Source organism: Thermodesulfobacteriota bacterium (assembly GCA_030583865.1).
In the GTDB taxonomy this organism is placed as follows: Bacteria; Desulfobacterota; GWC2-55-46; order GWC2-55-46; family GWC2-55-46; genus UBA5799.
The window spans coordinates 2,272,492-2,292,822 of sequence record CP129479.1 but is presented as its reverse complement, the minus strand read 5'-3'; the positions used below and the strand labels follow the sequence as shown (position 1 = coordinate 2,292,822).

The window sequence follows — 20,331 nt, the reverse complement described above, 5'->3', positions numbered from 1 at the left end:
ACGCGGATGAGAAAAGGCCTTGTCATCCACCGCGGGGTAAAGGAGCTTGCAAGGGGTGCCGCCTCGATATTCCATGATGCCGGCAGGGCAGCCGTCCGCGAGAGGGGCTTTTTTACGGCAGTCCTTTCGGGCGGAAGGACCCCCAGGGCGCTGTACGAGCTCCTTGGCGCGGAATACCGCGACAAGATCGAGTGGAGCCGCGTGCACCTTTTCTGGGGCGACGAAAGGTGCGTCCCGCCCGAGAGCGACGAGAGCAATTTCAAGGCGGCAAGCGAAAGCCTCATCTCCCGGATAGCGATACCTCCCGAAAACATCCACCGCATAAAAGGGGAGCTCCCCCCGGAAGAGGCTGCCCGGGCCTATGAGGACGAGATACGGTCGTTTTTCAGCCTCGGCCCCGGAAAGCCGCCCCCTTTCGACCTCGTGCTCCTGGGACTCGGCGCAGACGGCCACACGCTCTCAGTCTTCCAGGGGACAAATGCCCTCGGAGAGAAGGAAAGGCTCGTCACCGAGAACTACGTAAGCATGCTCGGCTCGTGGAGGGTGACGCTCACCATAAGCGCCCTCAGGGAGTCCCGCAAGGCAATGTTCCTCACCTCCGGCTGGGACAAGGCTGCGGCCTTGAGGGACGTCCTGCGGGGCGAAGCGCCGGGGGCCGGTCCGGCCGGACTGGTCGAAGCCAGGGAGGTCGTGTGGCATGTTGACAGGGAGGCGGCGGCCCTCCTGGGGGAACAATCCAATTAAAAGCGCATTATGAGAGGATTTCAGCGAAGGGATGAAAAAAAGCAGGGGCGGATCACTTCGCCCCTGCTTTGGTATGGCACTTGACGCAATTGTAAAGCGGGAAGGCCTTCTCGCTGTTGTGGCAGTTCGGAGAGCCGCAGAGCTTGCCCTCCATGTTGAGCTTCATCGACATCTCTGTCGCGCCGGCCTTCTCCTTGAAAATCTTCGGGTGGCATGCGGCGCATTTATAGAGCTTCTCGTGAAGCGCGTGCGGGTAAACGACCGGCCCGACGCCCGCCTTGCCCATGCTCCCTGATTTGGAGTCGAGCACTATGTCTCCAACGGCCGCCGCCGGTACGGTTCCCGGCAGTGCCATCGCCAGGGCAGCTACGAACGCGATCAAGCCTGGCCGCATACGGATTACTTCTTCGAGGCCTTGTTCTTGGGCACGGAATGGCACTTATTGCAGTCCGTGAGCGGGAAGGCCACCTTCCCGTGGCACCTGCCGCACCAGTCGCCCTTAACTATGCCCACCATCGTCATTTCGTTCGCGCCCCTTGCGGGGACGAATATCTGGGGATGGCATACGTCGCACTTGAGCCAGTAGGTGTGCATCTCGTGCGGGTATATGACGTCGTCCACGAAGTCGCCCTTGGCCGGTATCACCACGTCCATTTTAAGGGGCGGGGCCTCTTCCTCGGCCGGGTCGAGCGAGTGCTTGGGGTTTATTATGTTCTGCCTCACGAGCTTCGCCCAGTCGACGAGCCCGTACCTGTCCTTGGGGAGCCCTGCGGCTGAAAGGGCCTGCGGGTGCCAGCCCATGCCGGCCTTGAAGGCCTCGCTCGCGGGCTTGTTCGGGTCGCCTATGCCTGCCGGCTTCCCGGCGCTGTCGAGGTAGATGACGCTCGACGGGTCGTTGGGGTCTATCTTTGGCGGAGGCGCCGTTTCCTTGGATGCTGGTGGCTGCTGCCTCTTTGTCTGCGCCGCGTCGGCGACCGTGCCGGCGAAAGTATAGCCGATTACCGCCACAAGCGAGCAGAGGAGAGCGACCTTCAATTTTCTGAATGAAGATGCGTTCATCTCAATCCTCCTTTATTCGGAAATCCTGCTTGGAGCGCCGGCCGCCGCCGGATCGCCTTTGTAGCTATGGCACCTGTCGCAATAAAGAGGCTCCCAGGCTACCAGTCCGTTGTGGCATTTGCCGCAGAACTCGCCGCTCATTATGGCGGCCATGTTGATGTCGTTGGCGCCCTTTTTGAGGATGAATATGTCCTCGTGGCAAACCTTGCACTTGAACCTGATCCTGTGGAACCAATGCGGAAAGAGGACCGGGTCCACTCCGGCCTTTTGCATGCTCTCTGACTTGTTGTTGAGGACTATGTCCCCGTATTCCGCCTGGCCGCTGCCCGGAACGAGCAACCCTGCGGCCATACCGATACAAGCCAGGAGGAGAGTCCAGAAGCGCGTTCTCTTCATCGGGTGCCTCCTTGTGTATGTTTCCCTGGGATATGGGCTTTTTTGGGGTTACAGAAGTTGCATTATAGCCCTGAGTACGTACTTACTGTCAAGACAAAAATGGATTTTGCCGTATAATTTTATGGCTCTTGATGGGGCAGGCTCATGACGGAGGCGCTCCGCTCCCGAAGGCGCGGACCAGTCAAGATTTTTCTTGTTTTTTGGAACGGTTGCTATTTATTATAAGATGCCTCTAAAATTTAGGAATTTTTTTCTGAGGTCAAGGAAGGGCGGAAATAAAAAGCGCAGCATATATGGGAATATGTGAGCATTTTTATTTCAGCCCTGACACAGAGATCAGGAAAAATAATCATTTTTAGAGGTAGCGTATACAGTATATGATAGCCTGAAAAATCATATTTACAACCGCTTGAAGGAGGTATTCGATTTGTTTGAGAAAATGGGTGGCTGGAGAAGGAGCTCCTACTGCGGGGATCTCTCCCGGGCCGATATAGGAAAAAAGGCCTGCCTTATGGGCTGGGTGCAGAGGAGGAGGGACCACGGCGGGCTTATATTCATAGACCTGAGGGACAGGGCAGGGATCGTGCAGCTCGTATTCAGCCCAAACAGCCCTAACGAGGTGCATAAGAGGGCTCACGGATTGAGGAACGAGTTCGTGCTGGCGATCGAGGGCCTCGTAAGGAAGCGCCCGGAGGGGACGGACAACCCGAACATCCCTACCGGCGAGGTCGAGATAGAGGTGCACGAGCTCAGGATCCTGAACGACTCGGAAACGCTCCCCTTCATGATAGAGGACGACACCGACGTGTCCGAGACGACGAGGCTCACATACAGGTACCTCGACCTCCGGAGGCCAGAGCTGCAGAAAAAGCTGATGCTGAGGCACAGGGTGGCCATGGCCGCCAGGAACTATCTCGCGGAGAACGGCTTTATCGAGATGGAAACACCTGTCCTTACGAAGAGCACCCCCGAGGGCGCGAGGGACTTCCTCGTGCCGAGCAGGCTTAACCCCGGGAGCTTCTTCGCCCTGCCGCAGTCGCCGCAGCTTTTTAAGCAGATACTGATGATAGCCGGGTTCGACAGGTACTTCCAGGTAGTCAAGTGCTTCAGGGACGAGGACCTTCGCGCGGACCGCCAGCCCGAGTTCACGCAGATAGACGCGGAGATGAGCTTTGTGGACAGGGAAGACGTGATGGCCCTGATGGAAGGGCTTATCGTGCGGCTCTTCAAGGAGGCGGGCGTGGAGCTTAAGCCGCCTTTCCCGAGGCTCACCTATTCGGAAGCAATCGGCAGGTACGGGGTGGATAACCCTGACGTCAGGTTCGGCCTCGAGCTCGTCGACCTTTCGACCCTCCTTTCAGGCTCGGGCTTCAAGGTCTTTGCGGACGCAGTATCGAAAGGCGGAATCGTGAAGGCGCTATGCGTAAAGGGCGGGGCCTCTTTTTCGAGGAAGGACCTCGACGACCTCACCGAGTTCGCCGTCTCTTTCGGCGCAAAGGGGCTCGCTTGGGTGAAGATAACCGAAGAAGGCTGGCAGTCGCCCATCGCCAAGTTCCTGAGCGACGCGGAAAAGGAAGGCATAGCAAAGGCCACTGGCGCGGCGACAGGCGACCTCCTCCTCTTCGGGGCGGATAAGCCCTCGATAGCCAATACCGTGCTCGGGCGCTTGAGGCTCAACATCGGCGGAAGGCTCGGCCTTATCCCGAAAGAGGGCACGAGCTTCGTCTGGGTGACCGACTTCCCGATGTTCGAGTACGACGAGGCCGAGAAGAGGCACGTGGCTGTCCACCACCCATTCACCTCTCCGATGGACGAGGACATCGACAGGATGGAGAGCGCGCCCCTTAGCGTCAGGGCAAAGGCCTATGACCTCGTATTGAACGGCAGCGAAATAGGAGGCGGCTCCATAAGGATACACAGGAGCGACGTGCAGGCCCGTGTATTCAAGATGCTCGGCATAGCCGAGGAGGAGGCAAAGGCAAGGTTCGGCTTCCTCCTAGATGCATTGAAGTTCGGCACGCCCCCGCACGGCGGCATAGCCTTCGGCCTCGATAGGATACTCGCCATAATGACGGGATCGGAGTCCATCAGGGACGTAATAGCCTTCCCCAAGACGCAGAAGGGCACTGACCTCATGAGCGACGCGCCGTCGGTAGTGGACCAGAAGCAGCTCGACGATCTCTTTATAAGGGTAGCCAAGAGGCAGGCGGAGAAGACGGGGGCGTAGGAAAAACGCCCCTCTTTTTTAAAGAGGAGACGGTGGAGATTATCTTGTTATGGTGCGCTATGCGCACCATAACAAATCCCCCTTCGTCCCCCTTTAGAAAAAGGGGGAGATTCAGGTCGTCATTGCGAGGGGCGAGGCCCCGAAGCAATCTCAGGCGGGCTCACATCGATGGTGCGCACAGCGTACCCTACCCGGCTGATTTAAGGTTTTGATAATGCCATTTATAATATGAGTAGTGACATTTTTGAACTTCGCATTTCAATGCGAAATTATTTTTCAAGCCATCATCTTTGGGCAGCAAGGATGTTTGCTGATGAAGCGCAAGCATTGGAAAAAATGCACTCGGGAGAAAAATCAAAATTTGATATTAGACATCGAGCGTTGATTAATGGAACTATTCTTTCCTCTGTGGCTTTTCTTGAATCTGCCATTAATGAATTATACCAAGATGCCACAGATAAGAAGGATTTGAGTTATATCGAACCGCTCAGTAAAAAAGCAATAGGTTTACTCGGAGCGAAGTGGAAAGAATGGTTTTATGGATCACGAAGAATACATAAATCAATACTTGAAAAATATAATATAGCAATGGAATGTTGTGGGCTAAAGCCATTCGATAAAGGAAAAACTCCATTCCAAGAGGTCGCTTTAGTAATAAAATTACGTAATACGCTTGTTCATTTCATGCCAGAGGATGTCTGTAGTGATATTCCACACGAATTGGGCGATTCTTTGAAATCATATTTTCCTGAAAATAAAATGATGAAAAATAGCGGAAATCCTTTTTTCCCTGACAAATGCCTCGGAGCGGGTTGTGCTTTTTGGGCAATTAGTTCTGTTGTCGAATTTGCTGACGCTTTTTTTGCACAAATCAAAGTAATGCCAAATTATCAACGGGTGCGTTTCGAGTAATTCTCTTGTCTTAGCGTAACCAGCTTGTATTTGCCCCTACTCCCTCACATACCCCAGCATCAGCGCGCCGATTGCGACAAAAAGTATATCCGGGAAGAAAGCCGCGAGGAACGGCGGCACGAGCTGGCTCTGTCCGAGCGACCTCGTAAGCGCGTACACCCCCCAGTAGCTGAAAGCGATAACGATGCTCAGGCCTATTCCGGCTGCTATGCCGCTTTGCCTTCCTGTCCGTAGGGCGAAGGGGATGCCCACGAGCACCATTATGAAGTTGACGAGCGGGAATGAGAGCTTGCTCCAGAGGTCGGTTTTGAACCGGGTCGCCTCGTAGCCCTCCTTTTCGAGGTCTTTCACGTATTCCCTTAAGTCCATGAAGCCCATGTTCCGCTGGAAGCTCTCCATGTTTATCATCTCTTCCGGCTTCGCGAGCCCCGGAAGTATAAAAGAGGCCCTTTCAGTCATCTGGGCCTCTCTCCCCGGTGTGAAATTCCAGACCGTCGCTTCCTCTGCGGCCCATGCGCTCCCTTTCCAGACGGCCGTCCTCGAATGGACCCGGCCCGTGGGCGTGAAGGGCTTTCCGATGAAATAATATGTCACGCCGTGAAGGCGGCTGCCGTCGGGGTCCATGTTTTTCGCGTTCAGTATGCCCTCGGAGGTCTTTATCCAGAGGCCTTCCCTGCCGAAGCTCCCTTCCTGTGCGCCGAGCCACCTCTGCCGGAAGGAATCGGCCTTTTTCATGGCGGTCGGCGTTACGTATTCGTTCATGAGTATCACGCCGGCGCTTGCGACGAGCCCCGCGGCAAGAAGTGGCAAGGCCGCCCGGAGCACCCGCACGCCCCCGGCTTTTACAGCAGTTATCTCGCCGTGCCTTGAGAGGAGGCCGAGAGAGACGAACGTCGCCACCAGGAGCGCGACCGGCAGGACCTGGCTTATTATGAAAGGTATCTTGTAAAGGAAGAACCCCGCGGCTGAGACGAGCGGGACCTTGTGCTCCATGAGGCTGTCCATGTTCTCGAAAATATCGACCGTCACGAAGAGCACGACGAAGCCTGCCGCGGCGATGGCGGCGAGCTTGAGGAACTCGCGGAGGAGGTATTTCTGCAGTACCTTCATCTCGACCTCCCCGCGCGGAACATCATCAGCGGGTTTGCCGGCCTGTCGGCCGATGTCCGTGAGAATACAAAAAGGCCCGCGACTAGGAAGACGAAGTCGGTCGCCCAGACAGCGACGAACGGGTTTAACGAGCCGCTCTCGCCAAGGGCCTCGAAGCCCGTTGAGAGGAGGTAATATACGAGCACCACGCCTATGGCTATCGAGAAGCCCGTAAAGCGCGCAACCCGTATCTTCTGAAGCCCCAGCGGGACCCCCAGGAGCGCGAAGACGAAGACGGACGAGGGGATGGCGAACCTCTTATGCAGGTCTATTATGTGGCGTGAAGGGTCTTCGCCGGATGCCTTTGCAAGCTCTATCTTATCCCGCAGCTCTCCGGCGTACATTTCCTTGTTGCGCCTTTCGCCGGCGGAGCCGGGCTGGCCCGAGAGGCCGAGCTCAAGTGTGTACGAGGAGAAATCGGCTATGTGATAGGTGCGGTCGCCCTCGGTCTTCCGGTGCATTACCCCGTCGTTCAGCTTGAGATAGACCGTGTGGCGGTCGGTTGCCGGGGAAAACACGCCGCCTGCAGCGAAGAAGAGGCTCGGCTCGCCCTCGCCGCCGGACTCCGAGATGAATATGCCTTCCATCTCTCCGTTCTTGAGGTTTATCTTGTCTATATAGATGACGAAGCCCTTGAAACTGTCGTAAAATGTCTTTTCCTCGAGGCCGGAGATGAACCTTTCCTTTGAGGCCTCGTAGACGAGGTTCTTGAGAGTGAGGTTCCCCCAGGGGAAGAGGTAAAGGGTAACGACGAGGCTCGCCGCGTACACGAACGCCGCGAAAAGAAGGACGGGCCGGAGCGCCGCGTAAAGGCTCAGGCCCGAGGCCTTCATGGCCGTAAGCTCGCTGTCGGAGCTGAGCCGCGTGAACGCCACGAGGACGCCTATGAGAAATGCGATGGGAAGGGTGTAGAGAAGGAGCGACGGCAGCACCGAGACGATGAACCACAGGATGAACCCGCCGCCAACGCCCTGCACGAGCAGGAGCTCTACTATCCGGACCGCCTTTGTAAGTAGCGAAATCGCGGTCAATATGACGAGGCTCAGGAGAAACGGGGTCCATATCTCCTTGAGTATGTAACGGCCGAGGATCCAGCGCATTACACAATAATACTATAAAGACGGTTTACGGACAATCTGTTAAAGGGGCCCGTCCTTTTTGTAAATTAAAGAATCCGCCCGCTCGTCCGAAAAAGAAATATAGGCGTTTTATTTCGAGACAAATACCGGGCCGGCTCATAGGGATATTGACAATGGCCTGGATTTCAGGTATTTAAAATCCCGCGTGCCTAATACGACGCGAGTCAAGGTTTTTTATGTTAACCAGTTCATCAATGCCGGGAATCACCTCTTCCCGCGAGGCTTTGCTTTTGAGGTCCAGAAGCGCTGAGAGGATAAAGGTCGAGTTCCGTATGGCCGAGGAGTACTTTCATGCGGCAGAGGCGCTGCATAAGAGCGGCCTTTACAACCCGGCCATGACGCTTGCCTGCTATTCCTCGGTCCATGCGGCCCTGGCTGCGTTCCTCACTGCCGGTACGGTCAAGGCGCAGGCGAGCTCGTTTACGGGCTTCGTCAACTCGCTTCAGAAGTTCAGCTCCAAGCTGGACCCTTTCCTGGAGAAGCTCCTGGAGTCGAGAAAGGAATGGGGCTACAGCGCCGCAATCGACTACACCGAGAACGAATCGCTTTTTCGCATATATCAGGCAAGAGACCTTCTGTACGAGGTCAAGGACTTTCTCAGGCGGACGGTGAAGGGCTGAGGGGTTCTTCTGCATGGGGCCGGCAAGCCCCATTCCGGTCCGGGCATCTGCCGGGAATACGCGGTGGTCGCCATGCATCTCGACTTGGAACGCTCGTTAAGGTAGTATAAGGGATATGGGCGGCACCTTCAGCACCGGAGATATTCTCGCGAGGCTCAGAGAGCTCAGGGAAGAGCTTGTCCTCAGGCAGGAGCACCTTGCGGCGCGCCTCGGGGTGGACAGGTCTACCTACGTCCGGAAGGAACTTGGGGCCATCCCGATAACCACAGACGAATGGCTCAAGCTCGCGAAGGCGCTGGGCCGCGACCCGTCGTTTTTTTTCAACGCCTCGGGAAAATCCGTGTTGGTCATGTCCGATCTCGCTCCCAGGGAGCGCAGGCTCGTAAGGTTTTACCGTATGCTCAGGCCTGCCGAGCAGGACGATTTCGTCGGCACGGTATACCTGAAGTTCAAGAGCATAAGAAGGAAGGCGGCGCTGGATGCCCTGAAGAGGCTGGCGGCAGAGGCCTGAACCGGCTGTGCCGGTTTTGCGTTTGACAACCCAGGGGTGCTGTGATATTTTATTTTGTCTAAGTTCGATGCCCCCCAGGGTCCATGAGCCGCTAGCTCAGTTGGTAGAGCATCTGCCTTTTAAGCAGGTGGTCCCGGGTTCGAGTCCCGGGCGGCTCACCATAAGAAAAAATAAATCATAAAGTCCCCATCGTCTAGAGGCCAAGGACACCGCCCTTTCACGGCGGCGACCAGGGTTCGAATCCCTGTGGGGACGCCAAGAAAAATCGATGCCGCAATCGCTTCGCGATTGCGGCATTTTTGTTTCCGGGGCCTCCGCTGGAAAGGGGTATGCAATCTATAAAGCGTATTATTCCGATTTAAAAGCAGTCAAGTGTCAGGTGATTACTATCTCAGAACAGGCTGGTTCACTTCAGCTCAGCCCCGCGGACGCGGGCCGGGCGCCTCCGAATTCCTCGCGGACGGCGTTATTCAGCTGCTCCACCGTGTACGGCTTTGCCAGGGCGCGCACGAAACCGTATTCCCTGAAGTTCGTCATCACCGGGTCGTCGGTATAGCCGCTCACGACTATCGCCTTTACGCCGCTGTCGATCTCGCGGAGGCGCGCTATTGTCTCCTTGCCTCCCATGCCCCCCGGTATCGTGAGGTCGAGGATGACGCCGTCGAACGGCCGCCCGTCTCCGAGCGCCTTCTCATAAAGGGATAGGGCCTCAGCCCCGTTCATCGTGAACTCCACATCGAGCCCCATCGTCTTGAGAAGCAGCCCGGCGGACTTCCACATGGTCTTTTCGTCCTCCATGAACAATATCCTTCCGCCTGGCGAGCCAAATCCGGGCGCCCTGTCCTCGGCCTCGGGAAGCGGCTCCTTTGAAGCGGGAAGGAAGACATGGAAGATAGAGCCGACGCCCACCTTCGACTCAACGCTTATCAGCCCGCCGTGCTTCATGAGTATCGAGTGGCAGACCGAGAGCCCGAGCCCGGTGCCCTTCTCCGCCCCCCGCTCCTTAGTGCTGAAATAGGGGTCGAATATCCTTAAGAGGTTTTCCCCGGGTATGCCTGCTCCCTGGTCCTCCACGGATATCCGCACGTAGTCTCCTTCGTTAAGGAAAAGATTGTCGCTCTCGCCGGCCTTCACGCCCTCGGCCCGTATCCTTATCTTTCCGCCGCGGGGCATGGCCTCCTTGGCGTTTATCAGCAGGTTGTTGAGCACCTGGTTTATCTGCCCCTCGTCCGCTTCCACGGGGCTCAGGCCCTCCGGGATTTCGCACTCGGTGAGGATATTCGAGCCGCTAAGCGAGATACAGATAGATTCCTCTATAAGGCGGGATACGGGGGTGGCCTTCTTTACGGGGCTGCCTCCCTTTGCGAAGGTCAGGAGGCGCTGGCTAAGCTGCGAGGCGTACTTCGCCGCCGTTTCAGCGTCGCCCAGCGCGCCCTCCACGCTGTTTTTCTCAGAAGCGTAAAGCCTGGCGACGCCTATGTTGTTCGTTATGGACTGAAGGAGGTTGTTGAAGTCGTGGGCGATGCCGCCCGCGAACACTCCCAGCGATTCGAGCTTTTGCGCCTTTATAAGCTCGTCCTCCATCCGCTCCCGCTCGGCTATCTCCTGCTTGAGTCGCATGTTGGCGGCCTTGAGCTCGGCCGTGCGCTCTATGATCCTCGTTTCCAGCTCCTCGTGCGCCTTCCTCAGGAGGTCTTCAGACTGCTTCCGCTCGGTTATGTCTATGCAGGTGCCCACCCATTCCCGTATCCTCCCGTCCTCCCTGAAAAGGGGTATGCCGCGGGCCATGAAATGGCGGTACGCGCCGTCAAGCCTTCGGATCCTGTACTCCGTCTCGTAAAAGCCCCCTTCGGTAATTGACTTTTGCCACTTCTCGATAGTGCGGTTTAAATCGTCCGGATGGACGGCCCTGGCCCAGCCCGCCCCCTTTATTTCATCCATGGTCTGCCCGGTGTACCTCCTCCAGGCCGGGATGTCGTCCACGACATTTCCTCCCGCGTCAGTGGACCAGCCGATCTGGCCGGTCACTTCTATGTGCGACCGGTACCGCTCCTCGCTGTCCCGTAGAGTGGCCTCGGCGAGCCTCCGCTCCGCGTTCTCGCTCATGAGCGCGGCGTTCGCCTTCAAAAGCTCCGCCGTCCTCTGCACGACCCTGTCGTTCAGCTCTTCCCTTGCAAGGCTAAGGAGCCTGTTCTTTTCAGCCAGCTCGTCGGTGCGCTTTCTTACCATCCCCCGGAGCATTACCGCGCTCACGGAAGCCGTAACCGCTATCACGGCTGAGACGACCATCACTGGCCAGAAATATTCGACGTATCTCCGCCACGGGTTCTCGAACCCGAACCATTTTTTGTAAATGCGCTCGTATTCCCCGTTGGATTTGACTATGAGGAGGCCCTGGTTGAGTTTTTCAAGGAGCTCTCTGTCTCCCTTCTTTACCGCAAAGGAGAACTCGCGCTTGTAGTCCGGTATGGTCGGCCCGGCCACGACACCTTTTATCTTGAGGTCTTTCATCATTATCATGCCGAGGAGTTTCGGGTAAAGTAGCGCGTCGTATTTCCCGGACGCGAGTAGGTGGAGCATTTCCGAGATGGTCTCTACAGGGACGACCTTGCCATTGAACCCGCGCTCCAAAAGCGCGTGGTGGGCCGCGTCCGAGCGCATGACTATTATTTCCTTGCCTTCGGCCCCTGCGATGTCCCTGATGAGGGGGGCGCCGTCGCGGACGAAAAACGAATCAAAGGTCTCGGTATGAGGAAGGCTGAAGTCGACGAGGGGTACGCGGCTCGGAAGCTTCGCGACGATCGGGAGCGCGTCGAAGCGGCCCTCTACAAGCCCGTTCCAGGCGGTATCCCACGAGACGGAATATATTTCCACGGGGATGTCCATAGCCTCTGCAACAGCACTTATTAGCTCTACGCCGAAGCCGGCGGGCCTGCCGCTTGCGTCTTCAAAGGCGTAGGGCTTGAACTCCCGCTCGGAGGCTACTCGGATTGAGGCAGGGACTTCCGCACTGGACGCGCTCCCGGCGAAGAGGAACGCGAGCAGCGCGGCGAAAAGGCCGATAAAATGTAAACGCGACTGAACGGCTGATTTCATCTGGTCTTTGTTTTAATGCGGCTCGCTGAATATTTTGACATGGAGGATCCATGTTTTTAATCAAATATGAAAATATTTACCACGGTTTTAACTTTTTTTAAAATGAATATTATATATCTGGAAAAAAAGAGAAGCGTAGGCGAGTGAGCCCATGCAGCGGGGGAGGGCTGTTTTTTTTCGTCCAAGCTGCCAGGCATGGCGGGCCTTGGCGCGGCCCGCCTGATGCATGTGAGCCGTTTCGACTATTTCCTTTCCACCCGTACGTCTATAGCGGTGCCGTTGGACGTGACGTCGAACACCGGCGAGAGCTTGGACAAGGCCCTGAGCCTGTCCAGGTTCTTCTCGTCGGTCTTGACCCTGAAGGTTACCCGGATGTCCTGGTAACCACGCCGCACGTCGTTCGACAGGCCGAGGAAGCCCCTCAGGTCTATATCGCCCTCCAGCTCCGATTCGAGCTCGTCTATCTTGATATTCCTCAGGGCCGCATGGTAGACCATCGTCGTGGTAAGGCAGGCGGCAAGGGCGTTAAGCAGGTGCTCTACCGGGTTTGCCCCTTCATCCGTGCCGGCCAGCACATCGGGTTCGTCGCCGTCGAGCTCGAAGGGCTGCCTGTGCCTGTTCTCCTGGCTGACCCCGAAAAACCCGCTTATCCGGGATCGGTTGTGCCCGCCTCCTATCCATCTGTTGTGCAGCCTGAACTTGAACTTCGCGAGCTCGGGGTTGTTTTTCAGCGCATCCACCGAGGCGAGGAGCTTATTAAGGTCTATTCCGTTCAAGACCTCGGGCCTGCCTTCGAATTCCTCAAGTCTTTTTACCGACATGGCAATACCTCCTTATGTCCCCATAAACCGATTCTATATGAACCGGCCCGGATTTCAATTCACACCAGGAATGTGGGGTAGGAATGGCTATGTATATTTGTGATAGGCGTAAACAACCAATGGAAACCACGTTATTACGCGGCACTGGGCGCTGGTCAGCATCATTTACATCACCGGGATTGGAAAAAGGCAAGTCGATTGAGTAGACGAAAAAGCCCCGCCGGAATGGCGGGGCCAGTCCCGCCTGAAAGCGGGACTTGGCGACAGGGGGGGACCCTTTACAGCTTAGGATTTTTCAGTTCGCGCAAATAACGACGCGTAAAAAACAGCCCGCCAAAAGCTGCACCAAGCATGGCCATGGTCGCAGGCTCGGGAACCTGAGTAGGCCTTTCAGGTACGGTCACTGGAATACGCGCCCTTGTCACCGTGGGTTCCTCGGCTACGGGTATAGGGGCTCTCCCCACCGTGGGCTCCTCGGCTATGGGTATAGGGGCTCTCCCCACCGTGGGCTCCTCGGCTACGGGTATAGGGGCTCTCCCCACCGTGGGCTCCTCGGCTACGGGTATAGGGGCTCTCCCCACCGTGGGCTCCTCGGCTACGGGGATAGGGGCTCTCCCCACCGTGGGCTCCTCGGCTACGGGGATAGGGGCTCTCCCCACCGTGGGTTCCTCGGCTGTGGCGGGGTCTTTTTTAATAAGAGAGGCTCCGTCCAATGAAGCCGCATTGACATCGGTTATGGATAACGCAGCAAGAGTTGCTGCCGATATTACGCCGCTCAGAATGTGCCTCTTTGCCATCTCATGCACCTCCTTTATCGGAAGGGTTCCCCCTCAAGGGGTTCTTGTTCCCCTGTCGCTCGAGATTGATTGTTTGGGAGAAGGTGGCGTGATTCTTGGTGAACGGTCCTAAGAGGTTTAAAGCAGAGGGGAAGGTATTCACCTTCTGGACAGATGCTCTTCTCTATATTTCTATTCTGACCCATATTGCTCTCTTGTCAAATCGAGAGTTCCACGGCAGAGCAGCAATGCGCCGGCTGTCCTGCCAGAAAACAAAACTGAACAGCGGTTGGTATACTTATAAGAGGTCCGGTTCGCACAAACGGTTTTTATTCCGAAATTGAAACAGAGGTGGGCTATGACTGGTCTTTTCGATCTGGCGGGCAAGGTCGCCATCGTGACGGGCGGGGCAAGGGGGCTCGGCAGGGCAATGGCCCTTGGCCTCGCCGGCGCAGGCGCCGATGTGGCTGTATCGGATATAATCGACACTGGCGAAGCGGTGGACGGAGTGATGGCCCTGGGGAGAAACGCGATTGGCGTTAAGGCCGACGTCGGAGACGAGGGGAGCGTAAGGACATTGGTCGAAAAGACGATAGCAGAGCTCGGCAGAATAGACATACTCGTCAATAACGCGGGCATCTTCAGGATATCCTCCGCGGAGAATATGAAGACAGAGGACTGGGACGCGGTATTGGACGTTAACCTCAGGGGACAGCTCCTTTGCGCAAAGGAGGCGGGCAGGCACATGATACGGCAGCGCTCCGGCAAGATAATCAATATCGCGAGCGTTGCCGGGCTCGCGGCATTTCCCGAATCGGCGGCCTATAACGCGAGCAAGGCAGGGGTGATACTCCTTACCAAGACCCTTGCCGCCGAGTGGGGCAAGCACAACATACAGGTGAACGCGGTCTGCCCCGGCTTGTTCGAGACGGACATGACCATGGACTTGACGGGCGACAGCTCATTCATGGAGTTCATAAGGGAAAGGGTCCCGCTCGGAAGGGGCGCAAGGCCGGAAGAGCTCGCGGGGACCGCGGTCTTCCTGGCCTCAAGGGCGTCGGATTACGTAACAGGCCACGCGCTAGTCATAGACGGCGGCTGGACAGCGATGCTCTGACCGGCATAGGACCGGTCATCATCCGTTATGCGTTCCGGCCCTTAATAGAATATGAGCGCCAGCCCGGCAGCGATGGCGAGAAATAAAAGCCAGCCCAGGCCGTCGAGGAACCTCGCCTCAAGCCTTTCCAGGGTGCTTGTAAGGGCCTCATTGAGCCCTGCCGTCCTGGCGGCGGCCCGGCCCGGCCCGATTGAAAGTGCGGAAGGGATACCCGTTAAAGCCCTCCTTGCCGCGCCCAGCAAAAGAACCATAATGACCAGCAGATCCCCGGGAGGGACGGATATCCTGAAGGCCGTCCTTCGGGCCAGTATCGCCATGATGGCGTAGGCAAGGACCCCTGCCATGACCGGGTAGACGGACGCGGCCACGGACTGGACCGAGGGATTCAATACCGCGGAGCTTTCCCGATAGAGCGCGAAAAGAACGGCCGGAGCGAGCGCGACCAGCGCGGCCCAGGGGAGCACCAGGCCGGGCCGGGCCAGGCTGCCTCCGGCATGGGGGCTTTCCGTCCGGAGCATGACGACAACGAACCTTGCCATGATAACGGAAGTGGCAATTGACGAGAGAAGGAGCATAACCTCCATTGCCGGTCCTCCGTCCGCGGGGAGGAAGGAAAGGCTCTCCTTGAGGGCCGACTTTGCCATAACGCCGGTCGTAAACGGCGCTCCGGCAAGGGCCAGGGCAGGCAGCAGCACGCCTGTTAAAAAAAGAGCGCGTGCCGGCGCACGGTGCCTGCCCGGCATTGGGATGCCGGTCGAAAGAAATAGCGCACCCTTTGCGAATGCATGGTGCGCCGCAAGGATGAGGACGGCCGCGAGGACCCCTGGCCACGCGTCCGGCGCGACGAGGGCAATGCCCAGGGCGGCCGCCATCACTCCCATCTGGCTTACGCTCGAATACGCGAGGACGGTCTTTTTGTCCTCCTGTAGAGAGCCCGCGATTGCTCCAAAAAAGGCCCCTGAAAGGCCGGCTCCCATGAGGAGCCAACCCCATTCCGGAAGCGCGGCCTCACCAAGCGGCAGAAACCTTATCCATCCGAGCAAGCCCGCCTTGATCATTGCGCCGCTAAGGAGCGCGCTCGCCGGCACCGGGGCGACCGGGTGGGCGAGCGGCAGCCACACGTGAAGGACCACCATGCCGGCCTTTATGCCGAAGCCTGAGATTAGGAGAGCGATGATCAAGTCGCGGTAGGTACCGCTCGCGACAACCGACGGGATGATGGATAAATCTGTCAGCCCGCCCGCCGCGTCAGCTGCAAGGAAGAAAGCTATCGCAAGGAGGGCCTCGCCGAGGACCGCCATTGCAATGTACACCCTGCCGGCGCGGAGCGCCGCCCCGGTGCCGTCATGTATCACCAGCGCGTAGGCTGAAAAGGTCAGGAGCGCGAAGAACATGTAAAAGCCCGCGATATCCTGCGCCAGTATCACTCCGAAATTGCCGGACATCGCTAGTAGGTGGAAAAAGAAGAACCTCCTCCGCGAGCCATCTCCCTTTATATAATGGTTCGCGTATGCGCCGGAGGCCGCCCATAGAAAGGAGGTGAAAAGGAGGAACGCCGCCCCGATGTCGTCGAGACCGAGCCTCAGGCCCAGGAGCGCGCCCGGATAGACTTCGATAGACCTGTAGCCGGATACGGCCAGGCTAGCCGCGACTAGAGCCGGGATGAGCGCAAGCCATAGGATGACCGACCGGCTTTCCCTGAATCTCGCAATGAGAGCTAAAAGGAGAGCTGCAAAGAGCGGCAGGGCGGCGGCGATAACCGGCAGCCACGGCCTGAGCGCGCCCCCTGCGGATATGAGGAGCTCCTCCGTCACTTGTACTCCCTCCAGGCTATGAGCTTCGCCCATTCGAGGGGGCTCAAGAACTCGCCTGCAAGCAGGCCCGCGAGCACGGTCATGGCCGCGGTCACGCACATCGGGACGAGGAGCCACGGGTCGGTCTCCCACAACCGCCCGCGGCCCTTCTCTTCCGGCCAGGAGGCGCTGCGCTCCCCGAACCAAAGGGCGTTTATTACGGGAAGGAAGTAGGCCGCGTTCAGGAGCGTGCTCACGGCCAGCACGGCGAGGACCCAGGGCTGCCCGGAGGCGAGCGCGCCGGTCCCGAGGTACCATTTGGATATGAAACCCGCCGTGGGCGGAACGCCTATCATGCCGAGGGCCGCGATCGTGAACGCGGCTGAGGTGACTGGGAGCCTTCGGCCAACCCCGTTCATCTCGCTTATCCTGTGGAGCCCTATTGTCTCGGCTATTATCCCTGCCGAGAAGAAGAGGGTAATCTTCATTATGCCCTGGTGCGCCAGGTGTGCGAGCCCCCCGACCGTGGATATCGGCCCGGCAAGCGCTATGCCGAGGATTATGTACGACAACTGGCTGACGGTAGAAAAGGCGAGCCGTCTTTTCAAGTCGTCCTGCGAAAGGGCCCTTACGGATGCGTACACGATCGTCACAGCCGCGACAGCCGCCAGCGGCGCGGTCACGCCCAGGGCCGAGGCGGACTCGATGCCGTAGACGTTATAGACAACCCGCACGATGCCGAAGACACCCGCCTTGACGACGGCGACCGCATGCAGGAGCGCGCTTACCGGCGCGGGCGCGACCATTGCTGTCGGGAGCCATCCGTGAAGGGGCACTATGGCCGCCTTCACCCCGAGCCCGGCCATGAGGATAGCGAAGATGATGACGAGGGAGGACGCGTGCTCCGTGCCCAAATGGCCGAGCGCCCCGCCGGTCGTGAACTCGAACGGCCCGGCGAGCGCGTGGAGCCAGACTATGCCGACAAGCAGCACGGCGCCGCCGGCGAGCGTGTACCTTAGATATGCAGCGCCGGCGTCAAGGGCCTTTTTCGTGCCCCTGTGCACCACGAGCGGATAGGTCGTGAGCGTGAGCATCTCGTAGAATATGAAGAAGGTAAAGAGGTTCCCGGCCAGCGAGATGCCCATTGTGGAGGTGACGCAGAGGCTGAAGAACCCGAAAAACCTCCTCCTGTTCGGCGCGCCCTCGAGGTAGCCGACCGCATAGGCAGTGGTCACGAGCCAGAGTACCGCGGAGAGCGTGAGGAATATCATGGCCAGGGCGTCCGCCCGCAATATCATTTCAACGCCCGGGACCACGGGAAAGCGCATCTCGTACGCCCTCTCGTGGAAGACGCCCCAGAGCATGACGCCGACGAGGACGAGCTTAATGGTGGCCCCGAGCATGTTAAGGACGGTCCGGAGCGCGTGCCGGCCCTCATCCAGGCTGAAGATGAGGAGCCCGGTCATGAAAGAGCTCATGAGGACGAATATCGGCATCCAGTTTTCAGCGCTCATTTGATCCCTTCCTTATGCCGCGCAGGTCAGAAGAAAGAAAGCGGTATCGCCGCGCCTATCCCGAGGACAAGGGAAAGCACGGCCAGGGCCATAGCCGCCGCCTCCATCCCGTACGGCACCCTTTTAGCCTCTCCGGCGGCCTCCCCGTCCGCGAAAGAGCGCCGGAGGACCGGGAACACGTATGCCGCCGCAAGCAGCCCCCCGGCCATTATCACGGCGGCCCACCACCACTGCCCTGTTTCGACGGAGGCCTTTACGAGCTGCCATTTGGCTATGAAGCCTCCGCTCGGCGGAAGTCCCATCAGGCTCGCCCCCGAGATGCCGAAGGCGAACACGCTTGTCTGGACGCTCTTCCCTGCCCCGGCGAGCCCGTCGACGGAGTCGTTCCCGATAGCCTTCATCATGTTGCCGACGGACAGGAATATGGACGCCTTTGCGAACGCGTGGGAGAGGGCCTGGTACACGGCCCCGGTAAAAGCGTCCGAATGGGCCGACATGGGGAAGAAGAGAAAGAGGTAGCCTATCTGGCTGACTGTAGAGTAGGCCACGAGCATCTTTAGCCTCTTCTGCCTCATTGCCATGAGCGCGCCCCAGATGACGGCCGCGCATCCGAGCGCGCCGAGGATGAGGCCGGCCTGAGGGGCAAGCACTTTCTCGAAGGCGCCGGTCCAGAGGCGCAGAACCATGTAGAAGGACGCCTTTACGACCAGCGCCGAAAGGACGGCGCTGACCGGGGAGAGCGCGCTCGCGTGCGCCCTCGGGAGCCAGAAATGGAGCGGGAAGAGCGCGGTCTTGGCAAGGAGGCCGGCTGTCATGAGCGCCGCCGCCATAGCCGCGGCAGGCCCGGGCCCGGCAGCCTCCCCGATAAGGGAGAGGTCGAGCGCCCCGTACTGGGCGTAGAGCATGGCCACGCCGAGGAGATAGGTGAGAGAGCCCGTTATGGCCACAAGGAAGTACCTCATGCCCGCAGTGAGTGCATCTCTGCCTCCCGCGATGCAGACGAGGGCCACCGCCGAGAGCCCCATCACCTCTATGGAGACGTAGAGGTTGAAGACGTCTCCTGAAAGGAAAATGGCGTTGAGCCCCGCCCAGAGGAACATCCAGAGCGGCCAGAAGAAGCGCTCTTTTTCGGTATTGTCCCGGAAGTAGAAGACGGAGTAGGCAGTGACGGCCGTCCCCACGAGCGCGGTCATCCAGAGCATTACCATGCTCAGGCCGTCCGCGAAAAGGTCTATGCCCAGCGGCGCTCCCCACCCGCCTACGCGATAACGGAGCGCGCCGCCCCGGAGGACCGTTTCCGAGAGCAGCGCGAGCGAGCCGGGTATGAGGAGCGCCGTTGCAGCCGAAACGGCCCTTGCCGGGCGGCCCCTGATGAGGAGCGCCAAAACCCCGGCGGCGAGCGGCAGGGCTATGGCCAGTGCGGCCCACGGCGGAGCGCCCTGCATCACTCGCCCCCCTTCCCGGAATGGTGCTCCTGCCCCGGCCCGAGGCTTTCCTCTCCGGTTTCAGAATTTATTTTTCCCAGGAGCGCGAGGGCAAAGGCCGTTGCGCTCACGGTCACCACTATGCCGGTAAGCACCATTGCATGGGGCACCGGGTCGGTGGAGCCTGGCGAGCGGCTGGCTATGCTTACGAGGAAAAGGAATATGCCGCTCCCCATTATGTTGAAGGAGAGTACTTTCCGGAAGATGTGGCCGTAGGCTATGGCGCCGTACAGGCCGATTGTGAAGAGGAGCAGCCCGCATACGGAATACGTCATCCACTGGGTCATTCTGCCCCTCCTTCCCGACCGCGCCACTGCCGGATGGAGGAGCATCCGGAAAACAGGAGGTAGAGTATCAGGGCGGTCGAGATGGTAAGGGCCGCCTCGATTACGATGATGATTACGTGCGCGGCCTGTCCGGGATAATCGAAAAAACGAGCGCCGAGCAGAAGCGGGACGAGTGCCGCGGAGAGGAACGCGGCGAAACCGATGGCCGCAATGCCAGCGAGCGCGCCTTTCCGCCTTTCAGGCTCGGCAATCCCGGCAAGGCGCGCCAGGAGTATGGCGGCCGCCAGCACCGCCCCTGCCTGGAACGCCCCTCCGGGCGCGTATGTGCCGGCATAGAGGAGATAGCCCGAGGCCAGCACCATGAGAGGCAGTATAAGCTCCGCAAGGCCCGAGAGGGCCGGGTCGCGGGCTACTGCCTTTTCCGGGGCCGCTTCCCCCTCGGCCAGGGCCGTCACGCCTATGAGCGCCAGGAGGAGCACCGCTATCTCGAGGAGCGTATCATAGCCCCTGAAATTGAGGAGCACGGCGGTTACCTCGCTTTTCACGCCGCTTTCCGCGAGCGAGGCGCGGACCTGGCGCGAAAGGCCCTCTCCCCCGTTCAGGCCGGAAATAGCTGCGACAAGGGCCAGCGCGAGGCCTCCCGAAAGGAGGGCGGCCAATATCTTATGAAGCCTGCTTGTTCCCAT

General features: G+C 58.7%; 19 protein-coding genes and 2 tRNA genes. 8 read left to right on the top strand and 13 right to left on the bottom strand.

Annotated features, from left to right (window positions below; genetic code table 11):
* The first annotated feature begins 6 nt into the window (after positions 1-6).
* Positions 7-744, top strand: coding sequence for a 6-phosphogluconolactonase (gene pgl / locus QY316_10905; GenBank protein ID WKZ32411.1), 738 nt, complete (start codon positions 7-9; stop codon positions 742-744).
* A 52-nt stretch (positions 745-796) separates the two neighbouring features.
* On the opposite strand, the gene QY316_10900 is transcribed toward pgl, so the two are convergent.
* The 3 genes from QY316_10900 to QY316_10890 are packed head-to-tail and all read right to left on the bottom strand — an operon-like array spanning position 797 to position 2,199.
* Positions 797-1,138 (bottom strand): cytochrome c3 family protein, encoded by a 342-nt coding sequence (locus QY316_10900; protein WKZ32410.1) that lies wholly within the window; start codon positions 1,136-1,138, stop codon positions 797-799.
* A gap of 5 nt (positions 1,139-1,143) precedes the next feature.
* Complete coding sequence (locus tag QY316_10895) at positions 1,144-1,803, bottom strand: cytochrome c3 family protein (GenBank protein ID WKZ32409.1); 660 nt, start codon at positions 1,801-1,803, stop codon at positions 1,144-1,146.
* 12 nt (positions 1,804-1,815) lie between these two features.
* On the bottom strand, positions 1,816-2,199 hold the full coding sequence (locus QY316_10890; GenBank protein ID WKZ32408.1) for a cytochrome c3 family protein: 384 nt from the start codon (positions 2,197-2,199) through the stop codon (positions 1,816-1,818).
* Between the two features lie 427 nt (positions 2,200-2,626).
* Here QY316_10890 and aspS point away from each other — a divergent pair, with 427 nt between their 5' ends.
* Entirely contained in the window at positions 2,627-4,426 is a 1,800-nt protein-coding gene (gene aspS, locus QY316_10885; protein WKZ32407.1) for an aspartate--tRNA ligase, read from the top strand.
* Between the two features lie 228 nt (positions 4,427-4,654).
* Positions 4,655-5,338: a hypothetical protein gene (locus QY316_10880; protein WKZ32406.1), complete on the top strand. Its 684-nt coding sequence runs from the start codon at positions 4,655-4,657 to the stop codon at positions 5,336-5,338.
* 36 nt (positions 5,339-5,374) lie between these two features.
* On the opposite strand, the gene lptG is transcribed toward QY316_10880, so the two are convergent.
* Positions 5,375-6,448 carry an LPS export ABC transporter permease LptG gene (gene lptG, locus QY316_10875; GenBank protein ID WKZ32405.1) on the bottom strand — a complete coding sequence of 358 codons (1,074 nt, stop codon included), beginning with the start codon at positions 6,446-6,448 and terminating at the stop codon, positions 5,375-5,377.
* Complete coding sequence (gene lptF / locus QY316_10870; GenBank protein WKZ32404.1) at positions 6,445-7,587, bottom strand: LPS export ABC transporter permease LptF; 1,143 nt, start codon at positions 7,585-7,587, stop codon at positions 6,445-6,447. The genes lptG and lptF overlap by 4 nt, the downstream gene beginning before the upstream one ends.
* 269 nt (positions 7,588-7,856) lie before the next feature.
* Here lptF and QY316_10865 point away from each other — a divergent pair, with 269 nt between their 5' ends.
* The 4 genes from QY316_10865 to QY316_10850 all read left to right on the top strand — a co-directional run bounded on the left by QY316_10865 (position 7,857) and on the right by QY316_10850 (position 9,015).
* Positions 7,857-8,246, top strand: a complete 390-nt coding sequence (locus QY316_10865; protein WKZ32403.1) for a HEPN domain-containing protein — start codon at positions 7,857-7,859, stop codon at positions 8,244-8,246.
* Positions 8,247-8,361: 115 nt separating this feature from the next.
* Positions 8,362-8,757, top strand: coding sequence for a helix-turn-helix transcriptional regulator (locus QY316_10860; protein WKZ32402.1), 396 nt, complete (start codon positions 8,362-8,364; stop codon positions 8,755-8,757).
* 85 nt (positions 8,758-8,842) lie between these two features.
* Positions 8,843-8,918 (top strand) — tRNA-Lys (locus QY316_10855).
* A 21-nt stretch (positions 8,919-8,939) separates the two neighbouring features.
* Positions 8,940-9,015, top strand: a tRNA-Glu gene (locus QY316_10850).
* A 153-nt stretch (positions 9,016-9,168) separates the two neighbouring features.
* On the opposite strand, the gene QY316_10845 is transcribed toward QY316_10850, so the two are convergent.
* The 3 genes from QY316_10845 to QY316_10835 form a co-directional block, all read right to left on the bottom strand.
* Positions 9,169-11,853 carry a transporter substrate-binding domain-containing protein gene (locus QY316_10845; protein ID WKZ32401.1) on the bottom strand — a complete coding sequence of 895 codons (2,685 nt, stop codon included), beginning with the start codon at positions 11,851-11,853 and terminating at the stop codon, positions 9,169-9,171.
* Between the two features lie 242 nt (positions 11,854-12,095).
* A complete protein-coding gene (locus tag QY316_10840) occupies positions 12,096-12,674 on the bottom strand; it encodes an OsmC family protein (GenBank protein ID WKZ32400.1) in 579 nt (192 codons plus the stop codon).
* A 278-nt stretch (positions 12,675-12,952) separates the two neighbouring features.
* Positions 12,953-13,471, bottom strand: coding sequence for a PEP-CTERM sorting domain-containing protein (locus QY316_10835; protein WKZ32399.1), 519 nt, complete (start codon positions 13,469-13,471; stop codon positions 12,953-12,955).
* Positions 13,472-13,808: 337 nt separating this feature from the next.
* On the opposite strand from QY316_10835, the gene QY316_10830 reads away from it, so the two are divergent.
* On the top strand, positions 13,809-14,567 hold the full coding sequence (locus tag QY316_10830; GenBank protein ID WKZ32398.1) for a glucose 1-dehydrogenase: 759 nt from the start codon (positions 13,809-13,811) through the stop codon (positions 14,565-14,567).
* Positions 14,568-14,608: 41 nt separating this feature from the next.
* Here QY316_10830 and QY316_10825 read toward each other — a convergent pair whose 3' ends face one another.
* The 5 genes from QY316_10825 to QY316_10805 are packed head-to-tail and all read right to left on the bottom strand — an operon-like array spanning position 14,609 to position 20,331.
* Complete coding sequence (locus QY316_10825) at positions 14,609-16,381, bottom strand: complex I subunit 5 family protein (GenBank protein WKZ32397.1); 1,773 nt, start codon at positions 16,379-16,381, stop codon at positions 14,609-14,611.
* Positions 16,378-17,874, bottom strand: coding sequence for a proton-conducting transporter membrane subunit (locus tag QY316_10820; protein ID WKZ32396.1), 1,497 nt, complete (start codon positions 17,872-17,874; stop codon positions 16,378-16,380). The genes QY316_10825 and QY316_10820 overlap by 4 nt, the downstream gene beginning before the upstream one ends.
* A 26-nt stretch (positions 17,875-17,900) precedes the next feature.
* Positions 17,901-19,319, bottom strand: coding sequence for a proton-conducting transporter membrane subunit (locus QY316_10815; protein ID WKZ32395.1), 1,419 nt, complete (start codon positions 19,317-19,319; stop codon positions 17,901-17,903).
* Entirely contained in the window at positions 19,319-19,645 is a 327-nt protein-coding gene (locus tag QY316_10810) for a cation:proton antiporter subunit C (GenBank protein WKZ32394.1), read from the bottom strand. The genes QY316_10815 and QY316_10810 overlap by 1 nt, the downstream gene beginning before the upstream one ends.
* Positions 19,642-20,331 carry an MnhB domain-containing protein gene (locus QY316_10805; protein WKZ32393.1) on the bottom strand — a complete coding sequence of 230 codons (690 nt, stop codon included), beginning with the start codon at positions 20,329-20,331 and terminating at the stop codon, positions 19,642-19,644. The genes QY316_10810 and QY316_10805 overlap by 4 nt, the downstream gene beginning before the upstream one ends.

Excerpts from the sequence above, each read along its gene's own strand:
- lptG (WKZ32405.1), bottom strand. The coding sequence starts at position 6,448 with ATGAAGGTACTGCAGAAATACCTCCTCCGCGAGTTCCTCAAGCTCGCC.
- QY316_10835 (WKZ32399.1), bottom strand. The coding sequence starts at position 13,471 with ATGGCAAAGAGGCACATTCTGAGCGGCGTAATATCGGCAGCAACTCTT.
- QY316_10820 (WKZ32396.1), bottom strand. The coding sequence starts at position 17,874 with ATGAGCGCTGAAAACTGGATGCCGATATTCGTCCTCATGAGCTCTTTC.
- QY316_10805 (WKZ32393.1), bottom strand. The coding sequence starts at position 20,331 with ATGGGAACAAGCAGGCTTCATAAGATATTGGCCGCCCTCCTTTCGGGA.
- QY316_10845 (WKZ32401.1), bottom strand. The coding sequence starts at position 11,853 with ATGAAATCAGCCGTTCAGTCGCGTTTACATTTTATCGGCCTTTTCGCC.
- QY316_10900 (WKZ32410.1), bottom strand. The coding sequence starts at position 1,138 with ATGCGGCCAGGCTTGATCGCGTTCGTAGCTGCCCTGGCGATGGCACTG.
- QY316_10860 (WKZ32402.1), top strand. The coding sequence starts at position 8,362 with ATGGGCGGCACCTTCAGCACCGGAGATATTCTCGCGAGGCTCAGAGAG.
- lptF (WKZ32404.1), bottom strand. The coding sequence starts at position 7,587 with ATGCGCTGGATCCTCGGCCGTTACATACTCAAGGAGATATGGACCCCG.
- pgl (WKZ32411.1), top strand. The coding sequence starts at position 7 with ATGAGAAAAGGCCTTGTCATCCACCGCGGGGTAAAGGAGCTTGCAAGG.
- QY316_10830 (WKZ32398.1), top strand. The coding sequence starts at position 13,809 with ATGACTGGTCTTTTCGATCTGGCGGGCAAGGTCGCCATCGTGACGGGC.
- QY316_10840 (WKZ32400.1), bottom strand. The coding sequence starts at position 12,674 with ATGTCGGTAAAAAGACTTGAGGAATTCGAAGGCAGGCCCGAGGTCTTG.
- QY316_10890 (WKZ32408.1), bottom strand. The coding sequence starts at position 2,199 with ATGAAGAGAACGCGCTTCTGGACTCTCCTCCTGGCTTGTATCGGTATG.
- QY316_10815 (WKZ32395.1), bottom strand. The coding sequence starts at position 19,319 with ATGCAGGGCGCTCCGCCGTGGGCCGCACTGGCCATAGCCCTGCCGCTC.
- QY316_10895 (WKZ32409.1), bottom strand. The coding sequence starts at position 1,803 with ATGAACGCATCTTCATTCAGAAAATTGAAGGTCGCTCTCCTCTGCTCG.
- QY316_10880 (WKZ32406.1), top strand. The coding sequence starts at position 4,655 with ATGAGTAGTGACATTTTTGAACTTCGCATTTCAATGCGAAATTATTTT.
- QY316_10810 (WKZ32394.1), bottom strand. The coding sequence starts at position 19,645 with ATGACCCAGTGGATGACGTATTCCGTATGCGGGCTGCTCCTCTTCACA.